Below are 17,865 nucleotides of genomic sequence, written 5' to 3'. Positions count from 1 at the left end.
GGATACAAACATTCACATCTAACAGCAAAAGAAGGGCCATGGTGACACAAAATATGTCACGCCGGCCCAAACCTTATTATTCTTTACCCATTTTTTTCTTCAGTGCAGCAAGCTCGTCATCTACACTGTTATCAAGCGCATCGAACTCATCATCAAGGCTGCGGTTTGACTGGCGAAGGTCTTCACTTGTTTCAGCTTCAGCTTCAAACTGCATTACTTTTTCTTCCATTCTTTCAAAGCCGCCGCGTGAAGCGTCATTGTTGATGCCTGAAAGGGTACGGTTCATTTTTGTGCGTGTTTTTGCTGATTCTGCACGGGCTTTCAATGAATCTTTTTTCATCTTCATTTCGTTATATTCTTTCTTCATCTCATCCAGCTTCGTTCTGAGACCTGCAACATCTTCTTTTGCTCTTGCATATGAATCCTGAAGAGAAGAAGCCTGGTCTGCGTGATTCTTTTTATCTTCCAGCGCGCGGCGGGCAAGGTCTTCATTACCGGATTCGATCGCTTTCATTGCCTGCTCTTCACGCTTTTTCATCATGCTTTCTGCATCTTCAACTTTCTTCTGAAGCATTTTTTCGCTTGCGATCTGTTTTGCAACTGCTGTTTCCACCTCGCGGATATCGGCTTCCATTTCACGCATGAACTGATCAAGCATTTTTACCGGATCTTCCGCCTTATCCAGCATTGAATTTAATTCTGAACCTACTACTGTTTTTACACGTTTGAAAAATTGAAACATTTGTCATTCCTCCAGTTTTTTAATGTGATCCTGCTATAATTTTTAGCTCATATTCTTCAATACTGTAACCTGTGCTGGCTTCAACATCACCGCCCCAGATCTCAACTGACAATGCTTTTTCATCATCTTCATCATAGTATTCAGCGTATTTACATTTTACACCGTCTACATTTTGACTTCTACCCTCACCCTTTACAATGGCTGAGCCGGTCTCATCCAGGTAATACATTGTACCTTCATACTCAATTTCCTTTGGCAGTGGCTCCTGCAGTTTGAGCGTTGATTTTTTGTAAATACCAAGCTCAAGCTCATCATCCATTTCAACACCCAGCCAAATGACTTCCTGCACGCCCTGAAGCTGATAGGCTGACCATTTAAAGCCGTGGTCATTATAAGATAGCTTCCCGACTACTTCATAATCCTGAAGGTCGTAAGTGACAATGTCACCGATTTTCAGGTTATGCACTGTTCTGTCCTTCACTTCCGGACGCGAATCTGTTTTTCCGCCAAACAGCCGCTTAAAAAAGCTCATCTGTTCATCATCCTTTTTTCTATGTCTTTCCTGCTACAATACCTTATACGTGAGAAAAGATAAAAGGTTTCAGTCAAATAAATAAAACTTTTTTAAACGGAAGTTGTTCTAATATATAGATAGAGATTAAAAGGGGGAGACAGATGGATCTTGAGAAAATCGCATCTGATGCCGTCAGCGGAGATGAAGATGCATTTGTCATGCTGATGAAAGCATATAAAACGGACTTATACAGAACGGCATACGCTTATTTAAAAAATGAACAGGACGCAATTGAAGCAGTTCAGGAGACGACTTACAGAGCTTATAAATCAATTCAGACGCTGAAGCAGCCAGTCTATGCTAAAACCTGGATGATCAGAATTATGATCAATGTCTGCCAGACTGAGCTGAAAAAGAAAAAAAGAATGGTACCTCATCTGACTGAAGAGAATGGAATAGCCTCTGATGATAACGCCTCTTTTATAGAAACCGCAGAAGCACTCGACAGTCTGGAGCCGGAAGAAAGGGAGCTGGTCCATATGAAATACTTTCAGGATATGACAATTACACAGGTCGCACATGCGCTGAATATGCCTGAAGGTACAGTGAAAACAAAGCTCTACAAGTCACTATCACGTTTGAAACGCTGGTTTGAGAAGGGGGAGCATACCCGTGTATCAAAATGAGGAGAATAATCTAAAAGATTATCAGAAAAAGATTGAACAGCAGACAGTTCCGGATGAACGTCTGGATGATGCGATTTTAAAAGGGGTAAACAGAGCCCGCCAGAAGAATAAGCGTGCATATAAAAAATGGTTCATTCCACTGACTGCAGCAGCCATCCTGATCCTCTCATTTGTCATGACTGTCAGAGTATCTTCTGTCATGGCAGGACATATTGCATCCATTCCGGGGATGGACCGGATTGTGGAATTAATCCGTGATGACAGAGGACTTCAATCAGCGGTTGAAAATGATTATATAGAAGCAATCGGCGTCAGCCGTTCCAGGGATGGCGTGATCATCACGATTGATTCTGTCATACAGGATGAGCAGGGGCTTGTCATATTCTATACTGTCGAAATTCCGGAACCGGTAAGAGATCCGTTTTTTGCAGTGAGTGACTTGCTTGACAAAAATGATGAAAGTGTAGATGCGTCTTATTCAACAGGAACAGACTTGGATGCAGACCCTGAAAGTACGGTGCTTACAGGATCAGCTAACTTTTTCTTCGAAGATGGCTATTCTCCGGGAAGAGAGCTGACAGTGGTTTTCGGTGACAGACAGAATCAGCATGTGTTTGAGGGTGAAATCAAAATACCGATCACGTTATCTGCTGAAAAAGCTGAAACTGAAACGTATCAGCTGAACAAAACCATCAGTATCGAAGGTCAGAAACTCATGATTAAAGAAGTAAACATTTCGCCGATCAGAGCCAGTGTCGAACTGATCCCCGACCCTTCCAATGAGAAAAAAATCCTGGCTTTTGAAGCGATGAAGATGACAGATGAGAACGGGGAAGAGTGGAAGCAGTCAGCGAACGGACTGACCTCCACCGGTGATGCTGAGGCAAGAACTGTTTATTTTGAAAGCAGCTATTTTGATATGCCTGAAGAGCTTTCAATGATGATCGGAAGAGTGCAGGCAGTTGAACGGGAGCATGAAGCTGTAACCATTGATACGGACACCGGGAAAGTAATTTCAGCACCGGATGATTCAGGCATCACGTTTACATCCATTGACCGCCTGGGGATCGAGCTTGAGATAAACAGGGCTGACTTTGGATACAGCCTTTTCAGTCAGGCGACAGATGCTGAAGGCAAAACTGTTGATATCCCGTCAGCCGGCTACCGTTCATATGATGGAAAATCAATGATGGATTTCAGATTTGAACACAGCCGTTATCAAAATCCGCTGACTCTTGAGTTTGCCTTTTATCCGGGGTGGATTGAATCAGATGAAGTGATTCGGATTTATGAATGATACTGATGCATGCTTTCTTCACTAGCCCGTGCCAGGAAGGTGAAGGAAACATGGTTGTGTGTGAAGAAATTAATAGGATAGCTTAAGGAATCAAAACATGAAATGAATGAAATAACGCTAAGGAAATAGAGATTAAGGAATTAAATTCAGGATTGAAGTAATTGATTTTATTTTGAAGGAAAATAATTTTTATTTGAAGGAATGAGTGGTCAGTTTGATGGGAAATGCCTGACCAACTGTATACACGGCAAAATAAAAATAGATCAAATTTCACGTCAAAGGCCGGAGTTGTACACTCCGGCCTCTTAATTGTTGATTTATGATATTTTTGACTGCTCCTGCAATGGTTCGTCTGCTTTTTCATCGACAAACCTGTCTTCACTTTCATACCCAGGTTCATCCATATACATGTATTCATCTGTTTCTTCTGTGTGTTCATCTTCAAAGCCGGGTTCTTCATACAATTTGTTGTCTTTAAAGGTTACTTCAGCCGGAAGCTCAAACCTTGCAATCAGTTCCTGCAGTTCTTCTGCCATTCCAGTTAAGGCTGCAGCAGAGGACGTTACTTCTTCCATAGATGCCAGTGTCTGCTGGGCAGCTGCACTAACGCTTGCTGAGTGATCGTTTGTATCTTTGGCAATACCAGTCATGCTGCCGACAGTTTCAGTGACTTCATCTGACTTTGCAGCGATCGACTGTGCCGTTTCATTCATCTGTTCAATCTGTGTTGTCATTTGTTCAACAGACCCGACAATCAGCTGGAACTTTTCACGCGTTTCTTGCGCGGCGTTAATTCCACGTTCAACCTCTGCTTTTACAACATTCATCGTTTCAACAGATCTTGAAGAATCCTTTTGCATTTCTGAAATCAGGTCATTGATTTTATGAGTGGAGCCTGCAGACTGCTCAGCAAGCTTTCTGACTTCATCCGCCACAACAGCAAACCCTTTGCCGTGCTCACCGGCGCGCGCAGCTTCAATCGCTGCGTTGAGTGCCAGCAGGTTTGTCTGATCTGCGATGCCTCTGATCACTTCTAAAATAGAACCGATTTCATCCGTGCGTGAAGACAAATTTTGAATTGCCTGATCGGATTCACCAACCCGGTGGCTGATTGCCTCCATATTTTGAACTGTGTTTTCAACCAGTGTTCCACCTTCATTTGCATGAGAGAGCGATTCATTAGAATAGTTTTCAATCACAGTGGCACTTTCAGCAATTGTCTGAATGCCAACTGTTACATTGCGCAAGGATTCTACACTTCTGTCAGCGGCAGACACCTGGTTCTCAGATCCTCTGGAGATCTCTTCAATTGAACCCGCCGTCTGTTCTGTTGCTCTTGAAGTCTGCTCAGCATTTGCTGACAGCTCTTCAGATGAAGCGGCTACCTGAGCTGAATTAAGTGAGATTTGCTGAATCAAACCTTTCAGATTATCCTGCATTGCAATAAAAGAATGCTGAAGCTTGGCGATCTCATCTTTCCCTTTCATTGGCAACGGCTGATCCGTTAAGTTGCCATCAGCGACCCGCTCAGCCATGGCAGTCATCGACTTCAGTGGCTTAGTGATGCGTGACGTTAAAATCACGCCCAGTAAAATGGAAATTATAAATGCAACAACCATCATAATGGTTGAAAGCGTCCGTGACTGTGCAATAGAAGCATTGGATTCTTCCAGTGTAGATGAAATATCTTCATTAATAATGTCGATCATCTCATTTGCTTCACCTGTCAGCTGATTGGCAAGCGGCGTCATTGTTCCTGTTGCTCTGACTCTGGCAATATCAGGGTTTGCTTCAAATAGAGGAAGGAGATCCTCTCCAATTGTCAGCATCTCAGTGTTCTTGTTCGTGATTGATGCCAGTAATTGCAGTGAAGACTCGTCATCAATCAGTGTACCGATTCGTTCGCTAATTGCAGCTGTTTCATCATTTAGTTCATAAAAGCTGTCGAGATAAATTGTTTGCGAGGATAATAAATAACCTCTATATGTACTATTTTGTTCATGTACAGTGCTTTCCAGTTCAAGTATTTCAGCGCGGGCTTCAAAAAGTGACTCAGTGACATCTTCAAATGTCTGGCTCATCGCACGCATATTAATATATGAATAAGCGCCTGAAGCTGCAAAAATCAGTGCAACAATCAGGAAGGCAGATACCAGCTTTTGACCTACGGACCCCTTCATCATGTCATCCTTCCTCCAGTTATATGGGTATAAAGTATTGATCATTTCATCATAATCTTATGGGAATATGTATTTCGAGTCAAGAAAAGATTTTGACGATTCTTGAAATTGAAACAATAAATTTTTATGGGGGACTGGACTGTTTTGTATGGCGGGAAAAGAGGGAAACGGATGATGCAGACTGTGTGGCAACTGTTGAATGTCATGGCAGGGTAATTGGGTGAAATTAAACTTCGATTGACGTCCATGTCCTGCCAATTGAGTGCAGTGATCCACCGATTGAAGTCCCTGTCCTGCCAACTGAGTGCAGTGAACTGCCGATTGACGTCAGTGCCTGGCTAACTGAGTGCAATTCCCCGCCAATCGACGTCAGTGACCCGCCAACTGAGTGCAGCGAACCGTCAATCGACGACCATGCCCCGACCTAATCCACAGCCTAAGCATAATAACCATCCTCCATATAAAAAGCAGAAACCCCGAATGGGATCTCTGCCATTATGATCAATATTCTTCTTAATCTTCCTGTGCTTCCTGCCAGTGCTCACTGCAGAAAGATTTAACTGCTTCAATTTCTTCATCTTCAAGCTCAAAGCTTAAAACCTGTCCGTCACTGCTTTTAATCAGGTCGTATTTCATCAGCTGCTCTTCGCCATCTTCCACTTTATATAGCGCTTTGATGCTGACGTCGCCATCCTGAAACAGTTCATCTTCTTCATCTTTCGCAAGCTCAAGCATAAATTCAAAGCGGTCTCCTGTCAGTATACCGAATGTGTCATTTATCTTTTCAACTGTAAAAGCTGTTATGTTCATATATACATCCACCTTTCATGTGTTATTGTTTCAGTATACATCAAAGCGGTAATGGTATGTACGAAAGGAATTAATATCTAGCTCCTGGCGCTAGCTGCTCGAGTCATAAGCTACTGAACGATAAAGGGAAGGTCGCCCTTTTTCGTTCAGCGTCTTATGCTTGTCGCAGCTGTGCAAGCGCCATCCACTTTTAATTGAGGAGGTAAATGAATGAATTTACATGCGAAAAAAGTAATTGCACTGGTAAGTGATGATTTTGAGGATCTTGAACTTTGGTATCCGGTTATGCGGCTGAGAGAAGAAGGTGTGGTCGTTCATATCGTTGGTGAGAAGAACGGGCATGAATATAAAGGAAAGTACGGCGTTCCCGCAGTCAGTGATTATGCTTTTCACGAGATTAACGTACAAGAGTATGATGGGATTTTAGTTCCTGGCGGATGGTCACCGGATAAGTTAAGACGCTATAAAGAAGTGATTGAAATGGTTCAGCACATGAATCAGCATCAGAAACTGATTGGTCAGATCTGTCATGCCGGATGGGTGCTGATTTCAGCTGATATTCTTAAAGGAGTTAATGTTACAAGTACACCAGGCATTAAAGATGATATGACGAATGCAGGTGCCATCTGGCATGATGAAGCAGTTGTAACAGATGGTCATATTATTTCCAGCAGAAGACCACCTGATCTGCCGGCATACGGAAATGCACTTGTAAAAGCTTTAAGCTAATTAGCTGGAACACCTGGATTGGTTTATTTCAAAACTGTCCGGGTGTTTTTTTGTCCAGCTTCAGGCGCCAGCTCTTCGGGTTATAAGCCACGCACCGGTAAACGGGGAAACCACCCGTTTTCCGATGCGCGTCTTATACCTGTCAGAGCTGACCGGGCGCCTTCCGCTTTTCTGAGTGTCCAGCTTCAGGCGCCAGCTCTTCGGGTTATAAGCCACGCACCGGTAAACGGGGAAACCACCCATTTTCCGATGCGCGTCTTATACCTGTCAGAGCTGACCGGTCGCCTTCCTTTTCTTAATGTTTAATGCTTCACAAACGTATTTGAAATTGTTTTTTGATATAATTTAATTATTGCACGATTTAAAGGAGTGAGTACGTGGATTTTACGGTAGACGGTTTGATTTTTTTTATGGCTGCCATGCTGATCATCGGGGTAGCCGCTACAAAGTTTTCTTCGCGTTTAGGAATGCCCTCTCTTGTTCTTTTCTTACTTGCCGGTATGCTTCTCAGTGAATTTATCTATTTTGAAAATACGGAATTTGTTCAGCTGGTCGGGATATTAGCACTCATTATTATTCTCTTTGAAGGTGGTACACAAACCAGCTGGCAAAGCATCAGGCCTGTTATTGGAGCATCAACATCCCTTGCTACAGCTGGTGTTCTAATTACATCCGGGATTGTAGGTGTCGCGGCAGTTTGGATTCTGAACCTGTCATGGCTCGAAGGCTTATTATTAGGTGCTATTGTAGGTTCAACAGATGCAGCAGCTGTATTTTCTGTTCTCGGCACAAAAAATATTAAAGCGAAACTGACTTCTACGCTTGAGGCTGAATCAGGTACAAATGATCCGATGGCGGTATTTTTAACAGTCATGTTTATTGAACTGATTCAAATGCCTGATACAGGAATCTGGTCACTGATTTCAGGCTTTCTGATTCAGATGTCACTCGGTCTGGTTGCAGGTTTGGTTCTCGGCAGGTTAACAGTGCTTGCGATCACAAAGATCAATCTGGATGCATCGGGATTATATCCGGTACTGGCATTGTCGTTTGCGATCTTTACATATGCAGGTACAACGTTTATTAACGGAAGCGGGTTATTGGCTGTTTATGTCATGGCCGTTGTGGTTGGAAATTATGAAATTCCTTACCGCCATTCAATCCTGCGATTTAATGAAGGGTTTGCCTGGATGATGCAGATTGTCATGTTTATTATGCTTGGTCTGCTCGTCTTCCCGAACCAGTTACTTGAAGTGATCTGGCAGGGAATGCTGTTATCGCTTATACTGATGCTGATTGCACGGCCGGTCGGTGTTTTTTTAAGTATGCTTGGGATGAGGTATAACGGGAAAGAAAAGCTCTTTATTTCCTGGGCAGGATTAAAGGGTGCGGTCCCGATCGTATTAGCCACTTATCCGATTGTTGCAGGTGTGGAGAATGCGATGCTGATCTTCAATACGGTCTTCTTCGTTGTTTTAACCTCAGCGCTGATTCAGGGTGGAACGCTATCCTGGCTTGGTAATAAACTGGGGCTTGCGGGAGATGAGAAGCCGCAGAGTCCATACAGTCTTGAGTTGATCGCATTAGGTAAAACTGAATCGGAAATGGTTGAATTAACGATTCCCAAAGATTCAGCTGTTGCAGGAATGAAGCTGGCTGATATTACACTTCCGAAATACACACTGATTACAGCTGTGATCAGAAAAGAAAAAATTCTCACGCCAACCGGAGTCACCAGACTGAAGGAAGGTGACACGCTGTATGTGCTGACGAAAAAGAAAACGCGTGACCTTGTGAAAATCCGTTTTTATCAGAAGAAATGGATTCAGGAAGAGAAGGTGGAAACAGTGGAAGCAGCAGAAATGGACAACGGTGAAGCAAAAGAGTCAGGCTCCTGAGCCTGACTCTTTTGTATGTCTTTTTACAATGTCTCTCTGACTGGATCCATGTTTCAGCCTTCAATAGTTGACCACGTAGAACCAATTACATACCAGATGACCAAATCTCTCTGAAAAGTCACAAAATTATGGTACAGTACGAGTAGGTATTTCGAGTCTCAAATGTTCTGGAAGGAAGAATGCGCATGACAAAAATCACTTCGTTTTTAACACCTTATAAAATTGCGATTATTATTGCACTTTTTTTAATGCTGACTGAGCTTGCGGTTGAACTCGTTCAGCCTTTAATTATTTCTTATATTATTGATCAGGGGATCCTTCAAAATGATTTATCTGCTGTCATAATGTGGGGGGCAGTGCTGATCGGCTGTTCAATTGCCGCATTTGCAGCAGGGGTTACTAACTCTTTTTATTCATCACATGTCAGCCAGAGCTTTGGGTTTGATATCAGGGAGGCATTGTACAAAAAAGTACAGGATTTCTCCTTTTCTAATTTCAGTGTTTTTCCGACATCATCACTGATTACAAGACTGACGAATGATGTCACAATGCTTCAAAACACTGTTTTCATGAGTCTCCGGATTATGATGCGTGCACCACTTTTAGTGATTGGGAGTGTCATTATGGCACTGCTGGTCAACCCGATGCTTGCACTCGTTCTTGTGATTTCAGTGCCTGTTCTGATCTTGTTTTTAGTCGTTATTATGAGTAAAGCGGGAAATTTATTTAAGTCCGTACAGGAACGTCTTGATCACGTAAATAATGTGATGCAGGAAAATCTGATCGGAATCCGTCTGATTAAAGCTTTCTTAAGAGGAAAGCATGAGATGAAAAGATTCCGTCAATCCAGCGAACAGTTAATGGACAAGACTGTATCAGCTCTGCGTCTGATCGAAGTGACGATGCCTGTCATTCTGTTACTGATGAATATCAGCATCCTTGTGATTCTCTGGTATGGTTCTGTTGAAGTTAACACTGGAGGAGCGAGTGTAGGGGAAGTGGTGGCGATTGTGAATTATGCAACCAGAATGACCGGTGCATTGTCCATTGTCACAATGATCATTATGGTCTTCTCACGGGCCAAGGCCTCAAGCGCCAGAATCGGTGATGTGCTGAATACAGATATTGACCTGTATGATCAGGCGTCCAGTAAAAATTTCACGATCAAAAAAGGTGAGGTCTCGTTTGAGCATGTCAGCTTTACATACCCCGAGACTTCAATGAAAGTACTGGATGATCTTTCATTTACTATAAAAGCAGGTGAGAGAGTTTCTGTGCTGGGTGGTACAGGGTCAGGGAAATCAACAATTTTTCAGCTGATACCGCGCCTTTATGATGTGAATGAAGGAACGGTAAGAATCGATGGACAGCCGATCAGTGATATGACGTTAAAGAACCTGAGAAATCAGATTGGGTTTGTCCCGCAGGAAGCAATGCTGTTTACCGGGACAATTCAGGAGAATATTAAGTGGGGCAATGAACATGCCACGTTTGAAGAAGTACAGGAAGCAGCCAGGCAGGCACAGATCCACGATACCATTATGAGTCTGCCTAAACAATACGACACAATCCTGGGTCAAAAAGGTGTCAACCTGTCAGGTGGGCAAAAGCAGCGGCTGTCCATTGCCAGAGCACTGGTGAAAAAACCGGTTATCTTACTGCTGGATGACAGTACAAGTGCATTGGATATGAAGACCGAGGCCAGGCTTCTGAAGGCTTTGGAAGACCTGAAGTGTACAACTATAATGATCACTCAGAAAATCAGTACAACGATGGCTTCAGACAGAATTCTGCTGATTGAAGATGGAAAGCTGCTCGAATCGGGTCATCATGATGAGCTTGTAAAAACATCCGGACTATACAGAAAAATTGTTGAATCTCAGGCAGGGAAGGAGGCATTGCCATATGCTGAATGATATCAGACGGCCATTTCAATATAAGAGGAGATCTCTTGAAGAAATCGATGAAGCAGCGGCCGGATCCAAAAAGCGTAAAGCAGATGATTTCACGGGTACTGTGAAAAAGATCTGGCATTACCTTTCAATGAATAAAGTAAAGCTTTATCTTGTTCTGTTCATGGTGCTGGTGAGTTCAGCGATGGCACTCCTTGGACCTTTTCTGGTCGGGATGGCGATTGATGATTATATCGTTTCCGGTGATGCGAACGGATTGATTCAGCTGATCTGGCTGCTCGGTGCGGTGTATGTGGTCTACTCTCTATCTATGTGGTTTCAGGCGATGTGGATGGTCAGAATCGCACAGCAGACCGTTTTTACAATGAGAACGCAGCTGTTTAATCACCTCCAGAAGCTGCCGATTCCATTCTTTGATAAAAGACAGCATGGTGAATTAATGAGCCGTGTGACAAACGATATGGAAAATGTCAGCTCGACGCTGAACAGCTCAGTGATCCAGATTGTCTCGAGTGTATTAACACTGGTTGGAACAGTGGGAGTCATGCTTTACTTAAGCCCGCTGCTTACGCTGATTACAGTGCTTGTCATCCCTGCCATGGTATTCGGGTTAAAGTGGATCACGAAAAGAACAGGAAGATTGTTCAAAGAGCAGCAGCGCAATCTTGGCGAATTAAATGGCTATATTCAGGAAACGCTGTCAGGACAACGAATCATTAAAACCTTTTCTCAGGAAGACCGTGTGATCCATCAGTTTGAAGAGAAAAATGAAAAGCTGAGACTTGCCGGTTTCTGGGCTCAGACATTCTCAGGCTTTATTCCGAAGCTGATGAACTTTTTAAATAACCTGAGCTTTGCAGTGATTGCCCTGATCGGTGGTGTCCTTGCGCTGAATGGTTATATTACGATAGGTGTCATCGTGATCTTCGTGGAATATTCAAGACAGTTCACAAGACCGCTGAACGATCTGGCCAATCAGTTCAATACGCTTTTATCTGCTGTTGCTGGAGCTGAGCGTGTATTTGATATTATGAATGAAAGTGAAGAAAGAAAAGACGAAAAGCATGCCCGGGATCTTGAAAAGCTTGAGGGGCATGTGTCATTTGATCATGTTTCTTTTTCATATGAAGAAGATGAACCGATTCTAAAAGGTATCTCGCTCAAGGTTTCACCAGGCGAAACAGTTGCGCTTGTCGGACCGACCGGAGCGGGGAAATCGACGATTATTAATCTGCTTTCGCGTTTTTATAATCCGACTGGCGGGCAAGTGCTGATAGATGGGATTGACCTGACGAAGATCAGGCGTTCAAGTCTGAGAAGTCATATGGCTTTTGTTCTTCAGGATTCCATTTTGTTTCAGGGAACCATCCGTGAAAATATCCGTTACGGAAAATTAACTGCAACGGATGAGGAAGTTGAAAAAGCTGCAGCCATGGCGAACGCAGACAGCTTTATCAGGAAGATGCCTGATGGCTATGGTACTGTGCTGAAAGCAGACGGAGAAGGAATCAGTCAGGGACAGCGTCAGCTCCTTGCCATTGCAAGAGCCATGCTGGCAGATCCTGACCTGCTTATACTTGATGAAGCCACATCCAGTATTGATACAGTGACAGAAATTAAAATTCAGGAAGCGCTCGAAGTCCTGATGAAAGGCAGAACAAGCTTTGTCATTGCCCACAGACTGAACACAATTCAAAGCGCTGATCAGATCCTCGTGCTTAATAACGGTCAGCTGATTGAAAAAGGAAATCACGATGAACTGCTGAAGCAAAACGGCTTTTATGCAGACCTGCAAAGCAGTCAGCTGAAAGAGCAGCTGCTTGGCTAATACATGCCTGTTCAAATGATGAATTGAATAAGATCACTCAGAGACAAGGATCATCAAATCCTGTCTCTTTTTTGATTCCTGCGTAATTTAAATGAAAATGGTACAATAATAAGCAATGAGATGAACGGAGAGTGGAAAAGATGCTTGAAAAAACACTAACTAAGTGGAATGATACAGGGTTTGAAAAAATGACAGCGGTACAGGAGAAAGTCATCCCGCTGATGATAGAAGGAATAGATGTAATTGCGGAATCGCCAACAGGAACAGGGAAAACACTTTCTTATGTGTTGCCCCTGATTGAAAACCTTAAGGCTGATCAAAAGCTTCCACAGGCATTGATCCTTGCCCCATCTAAGGAGCTGTCAATGCAGATACTCGATGTGCTGCAGCAGTGGGGGAAAGATGCCGGAATGAAATCTGCATCCATTATTGGTGGAGCGAACCCGAAAAGACAGCTTGAAAAGTTGAAAAAACAGCCGCATGTGATCGTCGGTACACCAGGCAGAATTCTTGAGCTGATTAAACAAAAGAAACTGAAAACACATGAGATCAGAACCGTAATCCTGGATGAAGCAGATCAGCTTCTTTTGCCGGAACATAGAGAGTCAATTGGACAGATCATTAAAAGCACGCTTGCTGATCAGAGACAGATGGCGATGTTTTCCGCCACTTTACCTGAGGAAGTAATTGAAGACGGTAAAGGAATCATGAAGTCCCCTGAGGTCATTAAAGTAGGGCGTGAAGAAGTACTGCAGGGAGATGTCCGTCATCAGTATATGGTCTGCGAGCACCGTGAAAAAATCGATATGATCAGAAGAATGGTCCGGATGGATTCCATGAAACAGGAAAAGTCATTGGCATTCATGCAGGAAGTACTTGATGTTATGACGGCTGCAGAAAAACTGAACTACAAAAACCTTGAAATCGCTGTGCTGCATAGTGACTTGACGAAAGAAGAAAGAGCAGCCTCAATGCGTAAATTCCGTAAGGGCGAGCTGCCGCTTCTGTTAGCGACAGACCTTGCAACAAGAGGGCTTGATATTGAGGAAGTCACTTATGTGATTCATATGGATGCTGCCGAATCACTTGATCAGTATATCCACCGTTCAGGCAGAACAGGCCGGGCAGGAGCAAAGGGAACGGTTCTATCCTTTGTGACCCCGGGGGAAGTGAAAAAAATTAAGCGATATACAAAGGAATTGGGTGTAGAGCTTGAAGAGGTGACGATGTACCGCGGTGAGTGGCAGTCTGTCTGAACCCTGAAAGTGGAATAGTTGACTTTCTGTAGCAGAACAACGAAAATCTGTATATAAGTTAGACACTCGAAAAATTAAGGAGTGATCATATCATGGAAACCGTAACGGATTTCACACATGTTCTGCTTGATGGAGATCAGGAAAAGGCATGGGAGTATGTCATGAATGAAGTGGAAAATGGAACTTCCACTGAAGATATATTTTATCAACTGTTGACACCTGCAATGGTTGAGATCGGAAAGAAGTGGCAGGAGAATGAAATCTCAGTTGCAGATGAACACCTTGCAACGACTACGTGTGATTTTACACTGGCGCGTTATAAGCATGAAGTTTTACTGCCAAGAATTAAAAATAAAGTACAGGATCAGGGAAGAGCTTTATTTTTCTGTGTTGAACAGGAGGAGCATGACCTTGGCATCCGTATGATTGCACAGATCTTTGAGGAAAATGGCTATGAAGTCCGCCTTATGGGTGCTAATCTGCCTGTTGAGTTTGTATTAACAATGGCAGTGAACTGGGAGCCGGATGTGATAGGGATGTCGGCAAGTATGCTGAAGCAGGGAGAAAAAGTCCCTTCATATATACAGAGACTGATGGAACGCTTTGAAAACATTGAACTGCTGATCGGCGGAAGATTCCTATCACTTCCTGATCAGCTGCTCGATAAAGCTGATGACACGAAGGTAACGATCATTCAGGAAGGAAGCGAGCTATCTGCCTGGCTGACAGATCGCACTAAAGGAGGAAAATAAAAGTTGATCCACCTTAATGCCATGCCGATGCCTGTGGTGATCATTGATCATTCATTAAATATAGTAGAAGCTTCGGGCAAAGCACTGAAACTGCTTGGCAGATCCGCTTCATTTCTCGATTGGGTTGATCATGAAAGCCGGGAAAAAGCCGTCAGATTTATACAGGATAAGCATGTAGAAAAGTTAGAGTTGAATTTAGTCACTGTAGAAGGAACCATTTCACTGTTTACCGTCCAAATCGAGTGGGATGAACACCAGGCGGTTATGATCCTCCAGCAGGAAGATCATATGATTGTTCAGCTGATGAATAAAGTGAAAGAACATCAGCGCCGTCTTGAAGAAAGTGATATGGAACTGATTTTAAAAAAGAATGAACTTGAAAAGTCATTTGTACGTATTAATGAATTAAGTACTGCTGCCATACATTTAACTGGTGCGATTGTGCTGATCCCAATCTTCGGGGATTTAAACGTTACTCTGATCCAAAATAATCAGCAGCGGATTTTAAATAATATTTATGCGAATCACATCGATGAAGTGATTATAGACCTGCAATCAGTCGGTCAGATGGACAACGCAGGTGTTGATGAATTAATAAAAATGATTAAAGGCTTTTCACTGTTCGGAACTGAGTGTACAATAACCGGAGTGAAGCCGGAGCACGCTCCATTTCTTCATCAGATCAAAACGATGCAAAAGCTTACTTTTATAAATAACCTGGAGGATAAGCTCTCACGTATTGTTTATTAAAAGTAAGTGAATGAGAAAGAAGGATTGACATGAACAAACAATTTGCAGTACTCGGACTGGGCAGCTTTGGTGGACATCTTGTTGAAGAATTCCACGAAATCGGTGCAGAAGTGTTTGCGATGGACCGCAATGCAGAGTTAGTGGATAAATACTTTGATATTGCTACACATGTCATCCAGGGAGATGCACAGGATGAACAGCTTCTGATTCAGGCCGGAATCAGAAACTTTGATCTGGTTGTTGTATCATTTGGGGAAAATATTGAAGCAAGTATTTTAACAACGATTATTCTCACTGATCTTGGAGTCAAGGAAATCTGGGTAAAAGCCTCCAGTCTGTATCATCAGAAGGTTCTTGAAAAGATAGGTGCAACACGTGTCATCCGTCCCGAAAAAGATATGGCACGACGAATTGCCCACCGTCTGGCTTCAAAGCATTTTATTGATTATGTTGAACTGTCTGAAGAGCATTCAATGGTCGAAATTAAGGCAACGCCAAAAATTATCGGCAAAACAATCGCTGCACTGAATGTCAGAAACCGATTTGGCTGTAACATTGTCGGAATTTACAGAAGGCACGATATGCTTGTATCACCTAGCGGGGATGACCGGATTGAAAAAGACGATGTTCTGATTGTCATTGGTGAGAATAGAAAGCTTCACCGTTTTGAAAAACAGGGTGTATAACAAAAAGGTCCGTCATCTCTTAACTAAGAGGTGCCGGACCTTTTAAATCTGTCGTCTGAAATTGCTTCAGCCTTCAGCAGCCCGTTTGCACATGGCTTCAGGAGCTGTTTAAGAGAGTCTTTATTTTCTTCCGGATTCAGCCACTGATTGAACCTGTCTTTCTCAAGTATAACGGGCATTCTGTTATGAATATCAGCCATCAGATCATTTGGTTCAGTTGTTAAGATTGTACAGCTTCTGATGATCTCGTCCCCATTCCGCCATGACTCCCATAAGCCTGCAAATGTGATCGGTTCTCCGTCAAGCCTCTTAATCTCAAAAGGCTGTTTTTCTTTCCCTGACTTTTTCCATTCATAAAACGAGCTTGCCGGTATAAGACAGCGCTTTGACCCAAAGGCTTTCCTGAAGCTTGGCTTTTCTGCTACTGTTTCAGACCGCGCATTAAACGTTTTGTAACCAATCTTTTCATCTTTTGCAAATGGCGGAATCAGCCCCCACCTGAATGAAGCTGGATAACGGGTGCCATTTAACTGAACGACAGCTGCAGCCTGCTGACTCGGTGCAAGGTTTTCGTTAGGTGTATAAAGAAAATCATCTCGCATTTCGAATTGATAATATTGCTGCAGATTATACATCGCTTCTACCAGCGAAAATCTTCCGCACATTATACATCTCTCCTTTAAATGAATTCTAACAAAATATTGCGAAGATAGAGAAGATTTAAACTTATTTCCTTTTAAAGGTAATTAGTTGATTTGTTTCGATTTACGAATCATACTGAACCCAGACATACATATTCAGGAGGGTTTTCCATATGAAGAAATTTTGGTTAGTATCTGCAATGGCAGCTGCACTTATGCTGGCAGCCTGCTCAGACGAATCATCAGAGTCAGCAGAAACAGAAGAAGAAACAGCAACAGAAGAAGCGGCAGAAGAGACAGAGGATACTTCAGCAGAGGAGTCTGAAAGCGAAGAAAGCGCTGAACCTGAACTGTATCTCGTTGGGGACGAAGTGACAGCGGGTGACATCACGCTAACAGTTACTGACACAGGCGTAGCAGAACAGATCGATGACACAAACCGTATGTTTGAAATTAACATGACAGTGACCAATAACGGTGAAGAAGAAGTATCATTATCATCAGAAGACTTTACACTGACAGATCTTTCAGACGAAGAGAAAACGGCATACGGCGATCCATCAGAATGGACAATCGCAGCAGGAGAAACAGCTGAAGGCTCACTGCAATACGAATCAGCATCAACAACTGCATTCAAACTCTTAGGCACAATCGGTGAAGAAGAAGTTGAATGGAGACTGCCGGGAATTACATCTTTAGATTAAGTTGTTTTTAAATATGTAGAGTAAAAATATAGAATTTTTAATGAAATATTAGTGTAGCGGAGCGGAAGGCGGCGACTCCGGGACGAATAGAGGGAAGCTGAGACCCCGGAAGCCGCAGGCTGAGGAGGCTCAGCAACCTCCGTCCGGAAAGCGTCCGCCTGAAGCGCAGCGAAACGATTCAAGAGTCTGAGGCCTGGTCCCGGGCTCTTTTTTTAAGAGAATGAACCAGATCACATTTAAATACACTTTAATCACCGCTCCTATTGACACAACAGCCCTCTTTCTTGTAAAGTTGTCATAATTAATTGAATAGCGTGGATTCTTATCAAGAGAGGCGTAGGGACAAGGCCCGTTGAAACCTCAGCAACCTTCACATCAGTGAAAAGGTGCTAAATCCATCCTGCAAATAGGCAGGGAAGATAAGAAGCTTAGTTGTCTAAAGCCTTCTTATCTATGATGAAAGAGGGCTTTTTTGTATA

At 43.1% G+C, this 17,865-nt stretch carries 16 protein-coding genes and 1 riboswitch; of the genes, 11 read left to right on the top strand and 5 right to left on the bottom strand.

All coding sequences use genetic code 11. The features are described from left to right. Window positions 1-76 precede the first annotated feature (76 nt). Together UFB30_RS14460 and UFB30_RS14455 are read right to left on the bottom strand one after the other, a co-directional pair. Window positions 77-742 (bottom strand): PspA/IM30 family protein, encoded by a 666-nt coding sequence (locus UFB30_RS14460; RefSeq protein ID WP_322422411.1) that lies wholly within the window; start codon window positions 740-742, stop codon window positions 77-79. 19 nt (window positions 743-761) lie between these two features. Then, complete coding sequence (locus UFB30_RS14455) at window positions 762-1,274, bottom strand: DUF4178 domain-containing protein (protein ID WP_322422410.1); 513 nt, start codon at window positions 1,272-1,274, stop codon at window positions 762-764. Between the two features lie 143 nt (window positions 1,275-1,417). Between UFB30_RS14455 and UFB30_RS14450 the strand changes: the two genes are divergently transcribed. Next, window positions 1,418-1,942, top strand: coding sequence for a sigma-70 family RNA polymerase sigma factor (locus UFB30_RS14450; RefSeq protein ID WP_322422409.1), 525 nt, complete (start codon window positions 1,418-1,420; stop codon window positions 1,940-1,942). Continuing rightward, complete coding sequence (locus UFB30_RS14445; RefSeq protein WP_322422408.1) at window positions 1,929-3,239, top strand: DUF4179 domain-containing protein; 1,311 nt, start codon at window positions 1,929-1,931, stop codon at window positions 3,237-3,239. Before UFB30_RS14450 ends, UFB30_RS14445 begins: the two co-directional genes overlap by 14 nt. Window positions 3,240-3,556: 317 nt before the next feature. On the opposite strand, the gene UFB30_RS14440 is transcribed toward UFB30_RS14445, so the two are convergent. Together UFB30_RS14440 and UFB30_RS14435 are read right to left on the bottom strand one after the other, a co-directional pair. Next, window positions 3,557-5,422 (bottom strand): methyl-accepting chemotaxis protein, encoded by a 1,866-nt coding sequence (locus tag UFB30_RS14440; protein ID WP_322422407.1) that lies wholly within the window; start codon window positions 5,420-5,422, stop codon window positions 3,557-3,559. Between the two features lie 510 nt (window positions 5,423-5,932). Then, complete coding sequence (locus UFB30_RS14435) at window positions 5,933-6,229, bottom strand: DUF6509 family protein (protein WP_322422406.1); 297 nt, start codon at window positions 6,227-6,229, stop codon at window positions 5,933-5,935. A gap of 210 nt (window positions 6,230-6,439) precedes the next feature. Here UFB30_RS14435 and UFB30_RS14430 point away from each other — a divergent pair, with 210 nt between their 5' ends. From UFB30_RS14430 to UFB30_RS14395, 8 genes are all read left to right on the top strand, one after another. After that, complete coding sequence (locus UFB30_RS14430) at window positions 6,440-6,958, top strand: type 1 glutamine amidotransferase domain-containing protein (protein WP_322422405.1); 519 nt, start codon at window positions 6,440-6,442, stop codon at window positions 6,956-6,958. Window positions 6,959-7,335: 377 nt separating this feature from the next. After that, window positions 7,336-8,856, top strand: a complete 1,521-nt coding sequence (locus UFB30_RS14425; RefSeq protein ID WP_322422404.1) for a potassium/proton antiporter — start codon at window positions 7,336-7,338, stop codon at window positions 8,854-8,856. 185 nt (window positions 8,857-9,041) lie between these two features. Further along, on the top strand, window positions 9,042-10,772 hold the full coding sequence (locus UFB30_RS14420; RefSeq protein ID WP_322422403.1) for an ABC transporter ATP-binding protein: 1,731 nt from the start codon (window positions 9,042-9,044) through the stop codon (window positions 10,770-10,772). Then, window positions 10,762-12,597: an ABC transporter ATP-binding protein gene (locus UFB30_RS14415; RefSeq protein ID WP_322422402.1), complete on the top strand. Its 1,836-nt coding sequence runs from the start codon at window positions 10,762-10,764 to the stop codon at window positions 12,595-12,597. The genes UFB30_RS14420 and UFB30_RS14415 overlap by 11 nt, the downstream gene beginning before the upstream one ends. A gap of 140 nt (window positions 12,598-12,737) precedes the next feature. Further along, window positions 12,738-13,853: a DEAD/DEAH box helicase gene (locus UFB30_RS14410; protein WP_322422401.1), complete on the top strand. Its 1,116-nt coding sequence runs from the start codon at window positions 12,738-12,740 to the stop codon at window positions 13,851-13,853. 92 nt (window positions 13,854-13,945) lie between these two features. Next, on the top strand, window positions 13,946-14,605 hold the full coding sequence (locus UFB30_RS14405; RefSeq protein WP_322422400.1) for a cobalamin B12-binding domain-containing protein: 660 nt from the start codon (window positions 13,946-13,948) through the stop codon (window positions 14,603-14,605). Between the two features lie 3 nt (window positions 14,606-14,608). After that, window positions 14,609-15,355, top strand: coding sequence for an STAS domain-containing protein (locus UFB30_RS14400; protein ID WP_322422399.1), 747 nt, complete (start codon window positions 14,609-14,611; stop codon window positions 15,353-15,355). Window positions 15,356-15,384: 29 nt separating this feature from the next. Continuing rightward, window positions 15,385-16,041, top strand: a complete 657-nt coding sequence (locus UFB30_RS14395) for a potassium channel family protein (RefSeq protein WP_322422398.1) — start codon at window positions 15,385-15,387, stop codon at window positions 16,039-16,041. Between the two features lie 23 nt (window positions 16,042-16,064). Here the strand turns inward: UFB30_RS14395 and UFB30_RS14390 are convergent, their stop codons facing one another. Further along, window positions 16,065-16,706, bottom strand: coding sequence for an SOS response-associated peptidase (locus UFB30_RS14390; protein ID WP_322422397.1), 642 nt, complete (start codon window positions 16,704-16,706; stop codon window positions 16,065-16,067). 149 nt (window positions 16,707-16,855) lie between these two features. Between UFB30_RS14390 and UFB30_RS14385 the strand changes: the two genes are divergently transcribed. Further along, window positions 16,856-17,386: a DUF4352 domain-containing protein gene (locus UFB30_RS14385; RefSeq protein ID WP_322422396.1), complete on the top strand. Its 531-nt coding sequence runs from the start codon at window positions 16,856-16,858 to the stop codon at window positions 17,384-17,386. Between the two features lie 319 nt (window positions 17,387-17,705). Continuing rightward, window positions 17,706-17,812: riboswitch (SAM riboswitch) on the top strand. Window positions 17,813-17,865 lie beyond the last annotated feature (53 nt).

This window comes from Jeotgalibacillus haloalkalitolerans (assembly GCF_034427455.1).
GTDB lineage: Bacteria > Bacillota > Bacilli > Bacillales > Jeotgalibacillaceae > Jeotgalibacillus > Jeotgalibacillus haloalkalitolerans.
The sequence above is the reverse complement of the archived record's forward strand: the minus strand, read 5'-3'. Positions and strand labels throughout refer to the sequence as shown.